Origin of the sequence: Alkalibacillus filiformis, assembly GCF_030814115.1 — a bacterium.
Taxonomy (GTDB): Bacteria; Bacillota; Bacilli; order Bacillales; family Alkalibacillaceae; genus Alkalibacillus; species Alkalibacillus filiformis.
In genome coordinates this window covers 1-15,132 of record NZ_JAUSUP010000012.1, presented here as the reverse complement: position 1 = coordinate 15,132, position 15,132 = coordinate 1, and the positions used below count along the sequence as shown (strand labels likewise).

15 protein-coding genes are annotated in these 15,132 nt (G+C 37.7%); 10 read left to right on the top strand and 5 right to left on the bottom strand.

Translation table 11 applies throughout. The annotated features are described in order from the left end of the window. Window positions 1-6: 6 nt before the first annotated feature. The 4 genes from J2R98_RS12475 to J2R98_RS12460 all read left to right on the top strand — a co-directional run bounded on the left by J2R98_RS12475 (window position 7) and on the right by J2R98_RS12460 (window position 2,210). Complete coding sequence (locus tag J2R98_RS12475) at window positions 7-831, top strand: flagellar hook-basal body protein (RefSeq protein WP_307069483.1); 825 nt, start codon at window positions 7-9, stop codon at window positions 829-831. 22 nt (window positions 832-853) lie between these two features. Then, entirely contained in the window at window positions 854-1,183 is a 330-nt protein-coding gene (locus J2R98_RS12470; RefSeq protein WP_307069481.1) for a DNA-directed RNA polymerase subunit beta, read from the top strand. Window positions 1,184-1,214: 31 nt separating this feature from the next. After that, the gene (gene fabZ, locus J2R98_RS12465; RefSeq protein WP_307069479.1) at window positions 1,215-1,652 is read left to right on the top strand and encodes a 3-hydroxyacyl-ACP dehydratase FabZ; all 438 of its coding nucleotides are present in this window, start codon (window positions 1,215-1,217) and stop codon (window positions 1,650-1,652) included. A gap of 315 nt (window positions 1,653-1,967) precedes the next feature. Continuing rightward, window positions 1,968-2,210: a hypothetical protein gene (locus tag J2R98_RS12460; RefSeq protein WP_307069477.1), complete on the top strand. Its 243-nt coding sequence runs from the start codon at window positions 1,968-1,970 to the stop codon at window positions 2,208-2,210. A gap of 113 nt (window positions 2,211-2,323) precedes the next feature. On the opposite strand, the gene J2R98_RS12455 is transcribed toward J2R98_RS12460, so the two are convergent. Continuing rightward, entirely contained in the window at window positions 2,324-2,509 is a 186-nt protein-coding gene (locus J2R98_RS12455) for a YjfB family protein (RefSeq protein WP_307069475.1), read from the bottom strand. A gap of 186 nt (window positions 2,510-2,695) precedes the next feature. Between J2R98_RS12455 and J2R98_RS12450 the strand changes: the two genes are divergently transcribed. The 4 genes from J2R98_RS12450 to J2R98_RS12435 all read left to right on the top strand — a co-directional run bounded on the left by J2R98_RS12450 (window position 2,696) and on the right by J2R98_RS12435 (window position 8,135). Further along, window positions 2,696-3,184: a competence protein ComK gene (locus J2R98_RS12450; protein ID WP_307069473.1), complete on the top strand. Its 489-nt coding sequence runs from the start codon at window positions 2,696-2,698 to the stop codon at window positions 3,182-3,184. 172 nt (window positions 3,185-3,356) lie between these two features. After that, window positions 3,357-4,187: a TetR/AcrR family transcriptional regulator gene (locus J2R98_RS12445; protein ID WP_307069471.1), complete on the top strand. Its 831-nt coding sequence runs from the start codon at window positions 3,357-3,359 to the stop codon at window positions 4,185-4,187. Window positions 4,188-4,199: 12 nt separating this feature from the next. Continuing rightward, a complete protein-coding gene (locus J2R98_RS12440; RefSeq protein ID WP_307069469.1) occupies window positions 4,200-5,066 on the top strand; it encodes an efflux RND transporter periplasmic adaptor subunit in 867 nt (288 codons plus the stop codon). A gap of 3 nt (window positions 5,067-5,069) precedes the next feature. Next, window positions 5,070-8,135 (top strand): efflux RND transporter permease subunit, encoded by a 3,066-nt coding sequence (locus J2R98_RS12435; RefSeq protein WP_307069467.1) that lies wholly within the window; start codon window positions 5,070-5,072, stop codon window positions 8,133-8,135. Window positions 8,136-8,209: 74 nt separating this feature from the next. Here J2R98_RS12435 and J2R98_RS12430 read toward each other — a convergent pair whose 3' ends face one another. Next, a complete protein-coding gene (locus tag J2R98_RS12430) occupies window positions 8,210-8,356 on the bottom strand; it encodes a hypothetical protein (protein WP_017185340.1) in 147 nt (48 codons plus the stop codon). A 166-nt stretch (window positions 8,357-8,522) separates the two neighbouring features. Between J2R98_RS12430 and J2R98_RS12425 the strand changes: the two genes are divergently transcribed. Next, window positions 8,523-9,461 carry an LCP family glycopolymer transferase gene (locus J2R98_RS12425; RefSeq protein WP_307069464.1) on the top strand — a complete coding sequence of 313 codons (939 nt, stop codon included), beginning with the start codon at window positions 8,523-8,525 and terminating at the stop codon, window positions 9,459-9,461. Window positions 9,462-9,488: 27 nt separating this feature from the next. Here J2R98_RS12425 and J2R98_RS12420 read toward each other — a convergent pair whose 3' ends face one another. Genes J2R98_RS12420 through tagD form a run of 3 tightly spaced genes read right to left on the bottom strand, consistent with a single transcriptional unit; the run spans window position 9,489 to window position 12,135 of the window. Continuing rightward, window positions 9,489-10,499 carry an LCP family protein gene (locus J2R98_RS12420; protein ID WP_307069462.1) on the bottom strand — a complete coding sequence of 337 codons (1,011 nt, stop codon included), beginning with the start codon at window positions 10,497-10,499 and terminating at the stop codon, window positions 9,489-9,491. Between the two features lie 28 nt (window positions 10,500-10,527). Continuing rightward, the gene (locus J2R98_RS12415; protein ID WP_307069460.1) at window positions 10,528-11,742 is read right to left on the bottom strand and encodes a CDP-glycerol glycerophosphotransferase family protein; all 1,215 of its coding nucleotides are present in this window, start codon (window positions 11,740-11,742) and stop codon (window positions 10,528-10,530) included. Between the two features lie 3 nt (window positions 11,743-11,745). After that, window positions 11,746-12,135, bottom strand: a complete 390-nt coding sequence (gene tagD, locus J2R98_RS12410; RefSeq protein ID WP_307069459.1) for a glycerol-3-phosphate cytidylyltransferase — start codon at window positions 12,133-12,135, stop codon at window positions 11,746-11,748. Between the two features lie 151 nt (window positions 12,136-12,286). On the opposite strand from tagD, the gene J2R98_RS12405 reads away from it, so the two are divergent. After that, on the top strand, window positions 12,287-15,025 hold the full coding sequence (locus J2R98_RS12405) for a CDP-glycerol glycerophosphotransferase family protein (RefSeq protein ID WP_307069456.1): 2,739 nt from the start codon (window positions 12,287-12,289) through the stop codon (window positions 15,023-15,025). Window positions 15,026-15,132 lie beyond the last annotated feature (107 nt).

Genomic DNA, 15,132 nt, shown 5'->3' with positions numbered 1-15,132 from the left:
TAATCGATGCGAAACATGTTTAATGCAGCAGCAACAATGGGCCAAATGCAGCAGCGCATGGATTTAACATCTAACAATTTATCTAACATCAATAACCATGGATATAAAGCTAGAGAAGGGCAATTTTCGTCACTTTTGTATCAGCAACATGATAACATTTTAGACTATGATCAAGGTTCACCACGTCTTACACCAGATGGTATTCGTGTAGGGGCTGGTGCTCGTTTATCAAACACTAATATGAACATGACGTCAGGTACAATCGAGCCGAGTGACCGCCCATTAGATGTAGCGATCCAAGATGACTATCGGTTCTTTGTCGTTAACGCACCGACAGAGGACGGCGAAGTTGAGGAGCGTTACACACGTGCAGGTAACTTTTACCTATCTGAACAAGCAGATGGCAGTATGATGCTAACGACAAATGCTGGATACCCAGTAGAAGGTCAAGATGGTCCAATCACACTTGACGGAGAGTTTGATGATATTTCAATTAACGAATCTGGTGAGGTTGAAGTCACTAGAGATGGTGACACAGCTGTTGAAGCGACTCTCCAACTCGTTGATATTGAAAATACGAGAGTCATGGAGCCAGTTGATGCGAATTCATTTACAATAAATGAGGAAGACTTAGAAGTACCAGTTGAGGAATTAGTAGCAGAAGTTGCGCCAATTGATGCGAATTTAGCCCCTAGCGCACTAGAAGGGTCTAATGTTAACATGGCTAAGGAAATGACCGATTTACTAGAGGCCCAACGTGCTTATCAGTTTAACGCACGCTCACTATCGATCGGTGATCAAATGATGGGCTTAATTGGAAATATGAGATAGCATTAGAATCGAGGTTGTAATTATGGCTTCAGAAGATAAGCAAAATCAAAAATCGCGCAAGCTCAAAGGCGCGAAAAAGTTCAAGCCTAAAGAGAAAGAAGATACGCCAAAAGATCAATCGAAACGAAAAGCCGCCAAAGAAGAACGCAAAAAAGAGAAAAAGCAAAAAAAAGGCCGCATTCGTTATATTCCAGTTTGGTTACGCTTTGTGTTAGCTATTGTCTTAAGTATCGCCGCTTTAGCAATTGGTATGATGGTCGGTTATGGAGTCATAGGTGAAGGTGATGAGCCAAGTTCCGTTCTTGACCGTTCATTATGGGAAAACTTATATGATTATATAAAAGGAAAATAAAATTTCTATTGCCTAATCTAGGAGGATCTTTATGTTAGATATCGAACAAATTAAAGAGATTATCCCACATCGTTATCCTTTTTTACTCGTTGATCAAGTAACAGAGCTTGAAGACGGAAAGCGCGCTGTTGGTTATAAAAACGTCACAGCAAACGAACCATTTTTCCAAGGTCATTTCCCAAATTACATGGTCATGCCAGGTGTTCTAATTGTAGAAGCTTTAGCACAAGTTGGAGCTGTCGCAATTCTGAACTTAGGTGAAAACAAAGGCAAGTTAGGCATGTTCACAGGCATTGATAAGTGCCGTTTCAAGCGCCAAGTCAAACCAGGTGACACGTTAAAGCTAGAAGTCGAAATGGTTAAACTTAAAGGCCCTGTCGGAAAAGGTAAAGCCGTCGCAACCGTTGATGGCGAAGTAGCATGTGAAGCAGAAATTATGTTTGCGATCGTTGACCCAGAACAACAATAACTAAGAAGCGGAAGAACTTTGCTCAGCGCAAAGTTCTTTTTTAAATGTGTCGTTCGTTATATGATACAAGATTTCAATATTCAGGCGAAAAAATTAATAATTAAGCGAAATTCTCAATATTTAGGCGAAATCCTCGATAATCGGGCGAAAATCTAAATAATCAGGCGAAACCACCTCATAATCAGGCGAACGCCGAATATCGACAAAATTCGCACTCGCGCAAGCGCACCCACGAACGAACACAAAAAACTCTTTATAAAATAACTAATATTGGAAACAATAAAGCATGATCATATAAATTAGGAGGTAAGAACGATGACAACACATATTTGGAAGCTTTGTATGGTCGTGCTACTTACGTTTGGTCTACTGATGGGGTGTGCAACGACGGATGATGAAGATTATGAGGATCCTGGAATCGATGCTCCTGAAGATGACAGTGAAATGCAGCAAGATGAAGAATTTGATGATGAAAATCAAGAAGATGATGAAATGCAAGATGAATTCGATGATGAGTTTGATCCAGATGACAATGAAGACGAAGAAGACAACTATTAACAATTAACATGATTCATAACGAACAAAAATCCCAAAGCATGATGTGACCCCGACAACGAGTTAGATTTTCACTCTAACGAATGGGGATCACTTCATTATAGCTTTGGGATTTTTTAACCTTTAAGATCAATGTTATGACCTAAGTTAGGATGTGACGGTACTTGGCTCGACTCGACTAATTTGTCGAACGCCTCACCTTGTTGATTAAGCTGATCTTTGACCTCTTTTGCTAGCCCAACATTGAACTGTTGTTTCACTTGGGCTTGATTCATCGCAATTGACGCCTTTGCTACATCCATACCTTCACCTCGCGTTCTTATGCATAATATCGACAACAAAAACACTTTATTTAGTACATTTTCAAAAACTTACTAAAATTAAAGTCAAAATAGTGGAAAATCACAAAAAATATAGTAAAATAGTATTAGTTTTATTATATCATTAATTTCATTTAATAACTGAATAAAGAAAGGAAGATGTAGAAGGTGTCGCACAACATTGACTATAAATCTGACTATGTTATTAATGATGGCACTATGGCTATTAAGCACTATGATGAGGACTCTAAGTATGGTAGCTGGATTTTAGAGGAACAAACGATTTATTTGTGCGAAAAGCAGCCAGAAGAAATACTCAACGACTCTTGCATGAAAAAGGGGTTAACGACGTTAGATGGTAGAAAGAAAGCGGTAGAGAATTTGATGAGTCGCAAAATCAGGCTTCCTGTACCAATTGAAATTGAGTACAACAGCCTGTTCATACCGACGACAACAAGGAAACGAACTCGTTCAGACTGGATCTCATACCGATACATTCATAACTTCCATCCAAGCGACAATGATTTCTTTTCACTAATAGAGTTCACTAATGGATTAAAAGTCCAATTCGAAATAACGAAAACAAATTATGAAAAACAAATGCTGTACGCAGGTTTTCTTTTGGGCTATTTTTATAAAAAAGACGATATATGTTAAATAGACCGGTTGCTCAAGAGCAACCGGTTTTAATTATGTATGTACAAAATTCGACGTTTTGAATATACTGTGAACATTTTTGCGAACACTTGTAACAAAAGGTTTATTTTGATAAGTTTAAATGGTGACTGACTGGTCATTCTAAAATCTAAATAAAGATTGGATGGTCTATATGCAAGAGAAGAAAATAGAAATCATTAAAGCTAGTATCGACCTTTTTGCTGAGAAAGGTTTCCATGTCACGTCTGTACAGGAAATCGTAGATCGAGCGAACGTAGCAAAAGGGTCTTTTTATAATTATTTCACGTCAAAAAACGATCTTATAAGAGCGATTTATGACTTTTATTTTGCTGTTTTAGAAGAAGCGATGGTTGAGGAAAAGACACAGACAGATGACCCAAAAGAACAGTTCCAAAACCAATTAGCTGTCTTTTTCGAGTTTTTCTTAAACAATAAACCGTTAATTAAAATGATTATGAAAGAACAAATTCCAATCGACCGCGATATGGAAAGTTTCATGACAGAGATGAAGCAGCAACATTACGATTGGTTGCATCAAAATATTAAAAGAATTTATGGCCAAGAAGCAGAGCCTTATATTTATGATGTACTCGTCATAGTCGATGGTATGCTCCAAAGCTATAACAATTGGATTTTAGTCGATGAAGAGTCAATCGATGTTGACCAGTTGCCACAGTTCATTTTAAAACGAGTCGAAACGCTATGTGAGCAGCTTATTAATGAAAGAGAGAGCACCCCAATAAAAAAGAAGCCTGATTTCTTAGACGATCAATCCATTATTCTAACTCGCATTAGGCAAAAGGTCTTTAGTATGATGTCACGCAATCAAAACAAAGCGTTAGACGCCTTAAGCGCAATAGATCAACAACTTAAAAAAGAAGAACCAGAACGAATCGTATTAGATTCATTACTGATGAATCTAGAAACATATAGTGAAATTAGAAAAGACGTCCGTCATTTTAGAACAAAATTGAACGTGTAGAGGTGAAGAAAGATGAAAAAGTGGATGTTAATGTTAGCTCTAATAAGCGTATTCATTTTATCGGCTTGTAATGAAGAAACAGATGAAGAAGAAGTCGAAACGGTAACACCAGTTGAAGTAGAAGAAGTGACAGTTGAAGATTTTTCAGTAACGAAAAGTTTTACCGCACGTTCAATGCCTAATGACCAAGTTCCAGTCTTAGCTGAAGCCCCAGGTGAAGTAGAGGAACTTTTTGTTGAGCGTGGAGATGTAGTAGAAGAAGGAGATGTTATTGCAGAATATTCTTCTCAGTACGGTTGGATGGAAATGGAAGCACCAATCAACGGCATTATTCAAGAGTTGAATTTACAAGAAGGGCGAATGGTAACAACAGAAGAGCCTGCAGCCGTTGTTATTAATACAAACCCACTCGTATTACATTTTCAACTGACAGCGAACAATCGTGACTTAATTGAAGTTGGCGATGACATCCGTTATAGCGTGTCACAGGCAGACCGTGAAGGCGAAGCAGAAGTAACTTACATGGCTAGCACAGCTGGTGAAAATGGATTATTTGATGTAGAAGCAGAAATAGAACAAACCGATGAACCAATCTCTTCAGGCTTAACAGCACAAATCGAAATCGATGAAGTCATCGAATCAGATGCATATGTTGTACCGACTGAAGCGATCGTTGAGCGTGGAGCGGATCAATTTGTTTATATAGTCGACAATGAAGAAGCAATTCGTGTTGATGTCGACGTCATTGCGATGCAATCACAATATACAGCCATTGAACCGTTAGCCGACGACATCATTGCAGAAGGGGACACGGTGGTGACACGTGGCCAATTAACGATAGAAGATGGCCAGACGGTACGCATCGTTGAGGAGGACTAATCTATGCGTTTAGTAAATACATCGATCAAACGACCGGTCGGCGTCATTATGATTGTCCTCGCTATATTAGCGATGGGCTTTATCTCATTTCGTAACTTACCGGTCGATCTATACCCAGATATTGATTTACCAATAGCGGTCGTTGCCACGTCATACGACGATGCAGCACCACAAGAAGTAGAAGAGCTCGTGACAAGACCAATAGAAGATTCTGTTAGTACGATACAAGGTGTCGACACCATCCAAGCGCAATCACAACCTGGCAGTTCATTGGTCATCATCATGTTCTCTATGGACACCGACCTTGACCAAGCGTTACTCGACGTTCGTGAGTCGGTCGATCAAGTAACAGGCTTTTTGCCAAGTGGAGCGAATGACCCAAGCGTCTTACGATTCGACCCACAACAAATGCCAGTCATGTGGGTAGGCTTAACAGGTGATGACCAATCGACGTTACAAAACTTAGCCGAAGAAGAAGTCGAGCCCTCTTTTGAACGTCAACAAGGCGTTGGTTCTGTCACAATCGAAGGTGGCGAGACAGAGGAGATCCAAGTCGAATTAGACGAACAAAGACTAAGTCAATTCGGGCTATCGTCACAAGAAGTGATGGAAGCTGTACAAAGCGCGAACCAATCAGCATCACTCGGAGTCATTGACCGTGGAACACAAGAATTACAATTACGTATTCCTGGCGAGTACGGCTCAATCGACGAAATTGGTGAAACACTGATCCAAATAGGAGAAGGTGATTTTCTCCGGTTGAATGATATTGCAACCGTCGAACAACGTACTCTCGATTCGGATGAAAGGACGTTAGTTAACGGTCAAAATGCTGTTGTCATGAGCATTCTTAAACAAACCGACGCCAACACAGTAGGCGTCTCTGATGAAATTATCGGTTCGATGGAGGACATTCGAGGTAATTTACCTGAATCTGTTGAAGTAGACGTCGTTTTTGATACAGCAGACTTTATTCGTGAAGCAATCGATTCTGTCTTTCAAAACATTTTAATCGGTGCGGCGTTTGCTGTAGTCGTCTTATTACTATTTTTAAAGAGTATTAGAGCGACATTAGTTATTGGCTTATCAATTCCAATAGCTGTTATTACAGCCTTTACACTCATGTACTTTACAGGAGAAACGGTTAACATTTTGACAATGGGTGGTTTAGCGCTCGGAATCGGTATGATGGTCGACTCCTCAATCGTTATACTCGAGCACATATACACCTACCGAGAACGGGGTTACGGTATAAAAGAAGCAGCACGGCGAGGCGCATCCGAGATTGCACCAGCGGTTATTGCATCGACGACAACCACTTTAGTCGTCTTTTTACCAATCGTATTTGTAGATGGTATAGCATCTGAAATTTTCACACCACTCGCGATTACAGTAGCCTTTGCATTAATTGCCTCACTGGCAGCATCTGTGACACTCATACCGATGTTGTCATCAAAGCTATTAACAAAAGCAGTTGATCAAGGAGGAAGACGTTACTGGTTTGATCGCTTCTTAAGCCGTGTTATAACGGTTTATCAAAAAATGCTACGCGGTGTGCTGAAGTTTAGAAAGACGATGTTACTCGGAACATTTGCCGTTGTAGTCGGAAGTTTATTCTTGCTACCACAGCTAGGTGCAGCATTTATTCCTGAAGCGGACCAAGGGCAAATTGAAATATCTGTTGAAACACCGACAGGCACCAACTTAGAAACAACTGAAAACGTCGCAGACCACGTCAACGAAATTATTCAACAAGATGAAGACATCATTGATTCAAACTTCGTGACAATCGGTAGCGGCGGAGGAATGGGCTTTGGACGTGGCGGCAATAATAGCGCCGATTACATGGTCCAGCTCATTTCAAGTAGTGAACGAGAGCGTACAACAGAAGAAGTCATGCGCGATTGGGACGAACAAGTCCAAGACATTGCAGGAGCAGACATTACAGTCAACGCAATGGGCGCAAACATTAGTGGTGGCGACCCAATTCAAATCCAACTAACAGGCGATGACTATGAAGTATTAGATGAAATCGCTGATCAGTTCGTCGATATTATTTCTGAAGTTGAAGGCGTGCATAACCCGACAACTTCTGCTGAAGAAGGACGCCCTGAAATGCAGATCCAAGTAGACCGTGATGTAGCAAGTGAGTACGGCTTAACGTACCAACAAGTCATGGGTCAACTCCAAATGGAACTTATCGGTCAAGTCGCTACACAATACCGAAGCGGCGGTGAAGAACTAGACGTTCGCATTATGACACCAGAAGATGAGCGCTCAGCAATTGAAGACATCGAGAACTTGACAATCCAGTCGCCAACAGGTGCGAGTATTGAACTATCAGAAGTCGCAGAACTCGTTCAAGTTGAAGGCCCAGCAAGCTTAACGAGACAAAACCAACAACGCACCGTCAATGTAACAAGTGGCATTGACGACCGTGACTTAGGAAGTGTAACAGGCGACATTGAAAACTTACTAGCAGGTGTCGACTTACCAGATGGCTACGATTGGTCAATGGGTGGCGAAGCAGAAGACATGGCTGAAGCATTTGAAGATTTAGCTGTTGCGTTACTATTCTCGATCTTCTTAGTTTACGCCGTCATGGCTGTCCAGTTTGAGAACTTCTTACATCCATTTGTCATCATGTTCTCACTACCAGCAACGATCGTTGGTGTCATTTTAGGCCTATTTGTAACAGGGCTACCATTTAGCATTCCGGCCTTTATCGGGATCATCATGCTCGCCGGAATCGTCGTCAACAACGCCATCGTACTCGTTGACTATATCAATATACTAAGAGGAAAAGGAAAAGAACGTTTCGAGGCCATCTTAGAAGCCGGCGCCAACCGTCTACGTCCAATCTTAATGACGACATTAACGACCGTACTCGGTATGATACCATTGTCACTAGGACTTGGCGAAGGTGCAGAAGCACAACAACCGTTAGCTGTTGTTATCATTTTCGGTCTAACCGTTTCGATGATCTTCACACTATTACTAATTCCTGTTGTATATACGTTATTTGACGACCTATCAGCAAAATTCACGAGAAGAAGCAAGACAGAATAATTGAACGTTAAAAAAGCCTTGGTGCAATTGTTGGCACCAAGGCTTTTATACATATGTATCACATTTAACCGTTCTTAACCAAAGAACGCATCAAACAAATCACTCCACTCAAAATAACGGCGAAACAAGTCAGCATCAGTCATCGTAAAATATAACGTCGTAATAACGACACCAAAGATAATATAAATTAAACAGCCAATCTGTAGCTTTTTCATGTCCATGCCCGTCACTCCTTTTAACAATTTAATATTACTATGGTTTTCGAACCTTGTCGACTGTAAAAATCTCTTCAAAATCTCCATAGTTTTTAATGAAAAATTAATTTAATAAGACAAAATGTGTAGTATAATATCATTAGTTAATTTTTAACAGAAGGGTGAAAGATAAATGAGCAGCCGAATAGAGAGAAAGAAAACAAAGGGGAAGCGAAAAGGTTTAAAAATAGCATTATCCATATTAGCAATAATCTTTATAGCAATAGCCGGTTATGGCCTTTATTTATATAAGCAATTAGATGATACGGTATCCTCTATGTATAATCCACTAGAATCAGACCAAGAAAAGAAAGATGAAGTTAAAGAAAGATTAGATAATAAAGATGCGATTAACGTATTGCTTCTAGGTATTGATGCAGAAGAAGGAGAAAGAGGACGTTCGGATTCAATTATATTCCTGTCTTTAAATCCGAATACTGAAGAGATGCTTATGTTTAGCATTCCACGTGATACGAGAGTGGAGATCCCTGGACGTGGGCTGGATAAGATTAACCATGCATTCGCATTTGGTGGTGCAGACTTATCAGTACAAACGGTTGAAAACTTCTTGGATACTACCGTTCATTTCTACTCCCAAGTCAATATGATGGGGCTTAAAGATGGTGTTGATGCTTTAGGGGGAGTTTCTGTTGTAAATGAACGTTCATTTTCTCAAGAAGGTTATCACTTTGAAGAAGGTGAGCTTCAGCTAAGTGGCTCTGAAGCATTAGAGTATGCAAGAATGCGTAATGAAGACCCAAGAGGAGACCTTGGAAGAAATGACCGGCAACAGCAAATTATTAATTCTATGGTCCAAGAAGCACTTTCATTTGAATCTTTCACACGTATTGATGGCGTATTAGAAGCGGCTGGCAATAATGTTGAAACAAATATGCAAATGGATGAAATGCGTCAGTTATTCCTCAATTATAGAGGTTCAAACAAGCAGACAATTAATGAAGATATAAGTGGTAGTGGCGACCGCATAGGCGGCGTTTGGTACTACATCGTATCAGAGCAAGAACGAAGTAGAATTCAAAATGTCATAAATGAGCATATGGATATACAATAAAAGGAAGGGGGCATAAAGCCGCCTTCCTTAATTTATTCCATCTCCAGTTTCATCTTCATTCTCTTCTTTATCTAAAAAACTTTGAAGAGCTTCACTATTTTCAATTGAATCAATTTCAAGTACTTGCCCAGCATGACTATACCTTGCATCCCAATAACTGCCTTCTACTGGAATTCTAAGTGATTCAATTTCATCAGGAGTATTACTAAAGTAGTTAGTCATAATTGAAATAATTGTACCAGTTTCCATGTTAGTATCAACATAAGGTTCTAGTGTACCAACTGCTCGTGGCAACCTCGATGCGCCAGTGAAAGATAGAATTTCACCTTTCAAGGCTGACATTACTTGTTGTTGACGACGTACACGACCGAAATCATTTTCACTGTCACTTCTAAACCTAACATAATCTAATAAATTTTCACCATCAAGTTTTTGAAGTCCAGGCTGTAAGTCAATATGCACCCCTCCAGCACGGTCGACGTAATGCATACGACGTTCAACGTCAATCTCAATGCCACTTGGAGCAATTGTATTAACGATGTTTTCAAATCCTCTAAAGTTCACCATAGCGTAATAATTAACGTCAACTCCGAAGTTTTCTTTTATCGTCTGTCTTAATAATTCTGGCCCGCCAAAAGCAAATGCAGCATTAATCTTATTACGACCATGTCCAGGAATATCAACATAGGTGTCACGCATAATCGAAACAACTTTTGCACGATTTTCATCCGTATCATATTGACCTATCATAATCGCATCAGTTCTTGGGTTGCCTTGTTCTTCAGCATCCACTCCAAGGATGAGGACATTAGTTTGATCCTCAATTTCAGCATCACCCTGGAATTCATCACGATACTGTTCACTTTGTTCTTCATCTTGATAATCAGCCATATCTTGCTGAGCCACACTACGTCCCTGTTGGTATTCATAAATCACATAAGCTGTAAATACTAAGAAAAAAGCAATCGCAACTAATCCCCAAATTTTAAGCCGTCTTTTAAATTTTTTCTTTCTCATCTCTTTTCTAGATGTAGTCATAAACTCCCGCTCTCTTTCTGTTTGTACTCTAGACTTCTCTATTCATACTTTTTGCATCAGTTTGTTTTTCTATTACATTAGACGTACGTTCCCCGTAAATTGTTTCAATTAAATTTATGGTTGCCTTACCATCATTATACTTATTCCATACGTTTGAAAATTCAAGTACGGTATTTAGATTAAAGTCATCTTGCTTAATTAAATGAATAATATCATTGGTGTCTAATGCAATTGGACCAGGGACTAAGTCTTCATAATCGTCCCAAAACCCACGCTCTTTTCGATACTCATCTATGTCATAAGGGTAGAAGATCATCGGCTTATTTAACAAGGAGTATTCAAAAGGTATAGACGAATAATCAGTGATTAAGTAGTCTGTTACTAATAATAAATGGTTTAAGTCATGGTAGTCGGAAACATCGGTGACAAAATCCGGATAATTATTTCGATACTTCTTTATAATAGCAGGGTGCAACCTTAATAATAATATATAGTCACCACTTAATTCCTCATACAACTTCTGTAAACTGAGCTTAATGGAATGTTCTTTAAGCTGTTGTTCACGATAAGTTGGGGCATAAAGAATCGTTTTTTTCTGCTTAATTTGTGGATATAATCGTTCCAAGTCGTTAACAATAGACTGTTGTAAGTGCTCGTCAAAAAATAAATCTGTTCTCGGAAGCCCTGTTTTTAACATGACATCTTCACCTAAATAGAAAGCAGCTTTAAATATTTGAGCCATTTCATCTGAACCAACAGTGATGTGAGTAAAACGATTGTAGACGGCCTTGAAACGTCTGAACGCTTTCTCACTTCTAAAAGTAATCGAGGGGTCACGCATTCCAAATTGCTTAATTGCTCCATTAGCGTGCCACAATTGCACACAATGGACGTTAGAGTTAAACTTTGTACCAGCAAGGACACCGTAATAATTATCAACAAAAACGACACGACAAGTCGCTAAATGATAAATCCCTTTAATAAAACCAAAGTAATTATTCTTAAGGTCGAATGAAATTAGTTCAGTTCTTTCACTTTGGTTAAATTCGCCTTTAGTGCCGGGCGTTTTTAGTATGACAGTTTCATGATTTGTTTGTTCAAGTACTTTTTCCCACACAAAAAAAATATTATCCCCAAAAGAGGAGAGTAAGACAGTCTTGCTCTTTTGAGGTAATATTTTAAAAATACCAAACCAGATCTTAACATGTAATAAATATAAGAAAACAAATATTTCTCTAATCATGTTTTACACTCGATTTAGATCCGTTTTAATTTTTGTCGTAGATATCCCCTCAGTACGAGGTAAATAAACAACTTCACAATAATCCTTAAGGAAGTCAAATTGACCTTCCCAGTCATGGCCCATTACAAAAGCATCTACGTTATGATCTACAACGTCGCTAATTTTCTGCTCCCAATTATTTTCAGGGATTACCTCATCTACATACTCAATTGCTTCAAGGATTATTTTACGGTCCTCAAAGCTATAATAAGCCTTTTTGCCTTTAAGGTCATTAAACTCGTCTGTTGAAATTGCTACGATTAAATAATCGCCTAATTCCTTTGCACGTCTTAAAATATTTATATGACCTACGTGTAATAAATCAAATGTGCCGTAGGTAATGATTTTTTTCATTGTTGTTCCTCCCTAAAATCACACATAATAATGCATTATATTACTTTATATTGTAAACTTTTAGTTAAGAATTATCAATTAAATGTAGATTAAAAATTGGTTAGAATTATAACAGTGTTGTAATTTTTGAATGCTAGGGGATGTTAAAGAAATGGAACAGCAAAGTACTACAAAGTATAATACTTGTCGAATAACAAAAATTAGTGTAAGTGATAATAACGAAGTTTTTATTCAATTTGATGGAAGTATTAACACAAATGAATCAATTTCACTAATCTTTAATGAACAACGAACTGGTAATGAATTAGAACTATCAGAAGTTGATCATATAGAAGACGGTTTGTTTGAGTGTACGTTTCCATTTAAACGCATAAATAAAAGAGGAAGCTTTTATATCAGAATTAAAGATGAACTTTATTCATTACACGTTTCTGATGCAATCGATTATCAAATTCAAGGATACAAGTATAAAAAAGTTCAAAAAAAAACATTATTAGAATTGGTATCACAAGATAATGCTTTAGCTGCACGTACTACTAAATTCTACAAGAACGAAGATTTAGTATGTCTCCCTAATTATGTGACAAATTTAGGGTTAAGTGATGGAACGTTGAAAATCAGTGGCTATGTACATAACGGCTTATTAAATAGTGATCAAATCTCTCTTATTGGGATTAAGAGAGGAGAGGATCAACCTCAATTTAAATCAAGTATCAAACTTGAACCCGATAATCAGTGGTTAGCTAATTTGCAAACAGATCAATTAAATGAAGGCATTTGGGACTTTTATTTAGAAGTTAGCAACGGCGTACAATATAGGCTTAGAACAGAATCAGTCAATATTGAATGGAATTATTCTGCTTTAAATAAAGATAATATAATTATTAATATTACCCCATATCAAACAGTTAAAGGCTCGTTTTCGATTGAAGTGTTAGAACAAGTTGTGACGCTAAGTAATTTAACTTTTAACAAGAAACAAAATAACTTAGCTCTTAATTTAAGTGGTGATATCTCAGGTGAATTACGAAAAGAACAGATGCAAGCATTAGTGTTAAAAGAACATAAAGAAGAGGTTTATTATGATTATGATCTTCATATAAATGAAGATCATATCGGTAAATTGCAATTATCATCAACGGTATCCTATAAACATTTATTGGATGGAGAACTTAAAAAAGACAAGTGGCATTGCTTTTTGAAACTGAAACAAGGTTCTTTAGTGAGAATTAAAGTAGTAGAAAGTCCTGATGCCCTTGATTCAGTCATAAATTTGATTACTTCACCTTACCAATTATATATGTACCAAACAGTAAATGGGAACTTATCACTTGTGATGGAGAAGATGGTGTTACACCGTGATGTTGTATATGAAGAGTTTAAAGGGAAGCACCTGTTAATAGAAGGTAGTGCGAACATACCTGGACACCATGACTACAGTGATTTAGAGAAACAGATAGTAATCCGCGACCGTGAGAGTGATGAGGTAATAAGTTACAACATTGATAATTATACGATTGACTTTGAACAACGGATCAATTTAGTAGATTTATATAACACAGTTCCAAATGATCATAAAATTTATGATATCTATATCCAAGTAAGAAACGAACATTTCGTTTTAGAGAGAAAGTTAGGTGAAGAGGAGTATGAATTTGTAAAAGATGAAGTCATAGCTAAAAAGACAGTTTTAAACAAGGGAGCTTTACATTGTAATCTATTAGTAACACCGATGGGGAACTTGAAAATAGAAACTTTCAAAACCTCCTTGATGAAAAGTATCTATTTAAAATACTTACAACAACTAGATAGATTTTTATTTAATAAGAAAGACGTATGGTTAATTGGAGAAAGGTCTGATACTGCTCAAGATACCGGGTATCATTTCTTCAAATATTGTCGAGAGAATTATCCTAATAAAAATATATACTATGTGATTGAACCAGATTCGACTGATAGAAAGAACATCGATCACTTAGGAAATGTTGTTGAAGTGAGATCTTGGAAGCACTTAAGATTAAGCGCTCATGCAAAAATGTTTATAACTTCTCATGATGTAGAGTATTTACTACCCACAAAGCCGGTAGATTGGCCTTCCTATAAAGAAGCAAAAAGAGTCTTTTTACAACATGGCATCTTAGGAAGGAAAAGAGTTGAGTATGATAAAAGTTATTATAATTACCCATTTGACCTTTTTATTGTGAGTTCTACAGATGAAAAACGGTTAGTTGTAGAAGAAATGGGTTATGAGGAGAACGAAGTTGTAGTAACAGGTTTATCGAGGTTTGATGCATTGGAAGATCAATCTGAAGGTAATAGACAAATTTTATTAATTCCGACGTGGCGAGAGTGGTTAACGAATGAAGAGAGACTGATAAATTCTAACTATTATTCTCGATATCAAAGTCTATTATCAAATAGTGAGTTACATGCTTTATTAAAGGAACACGGTGTCAGGCTAAATTTTTATGCTCATTATCGCATGCAGCCTTTCTTAAACTATTTCAACCAAAGCACTAATGAAAACATAAAGGTGATACCACAAGGTTATAAAAATGTTCAAGATTTAATTAAAGAGCACAATCTCATGATTACCGATTATTCTTCTGTATCTATGGACTTTAACTATTTAGGTAAGCCAGTTGTGTTCTACCAATTTGATTATAACCGTTTCTTTAAAAATGGTATTTTAAGGGAGCCGGAGAAAACATTTTTAGGTGATATAGAATCAACAGAAGATGATCTTGTGAATAGAATTAAGAGTTATATAGAGTCAGATTTTAAAACGGATAAAAGTTATAACAAGTATATGCAGTATTTATTTGAACATAGGGATCAAAATAATTGTAAAAGAATTTATGAAGAAATAATAAAAAGGTCCGAAGCATAAGCTTCGGACCTTTTCTGTTTGCCCGGCATGGGTGAGCTCTAACGGGTGAAAGTCCCGAGTGCGACCTAGTAGCGGTAAGCACATAGTCAAAGGCAAGGGTGTCCACG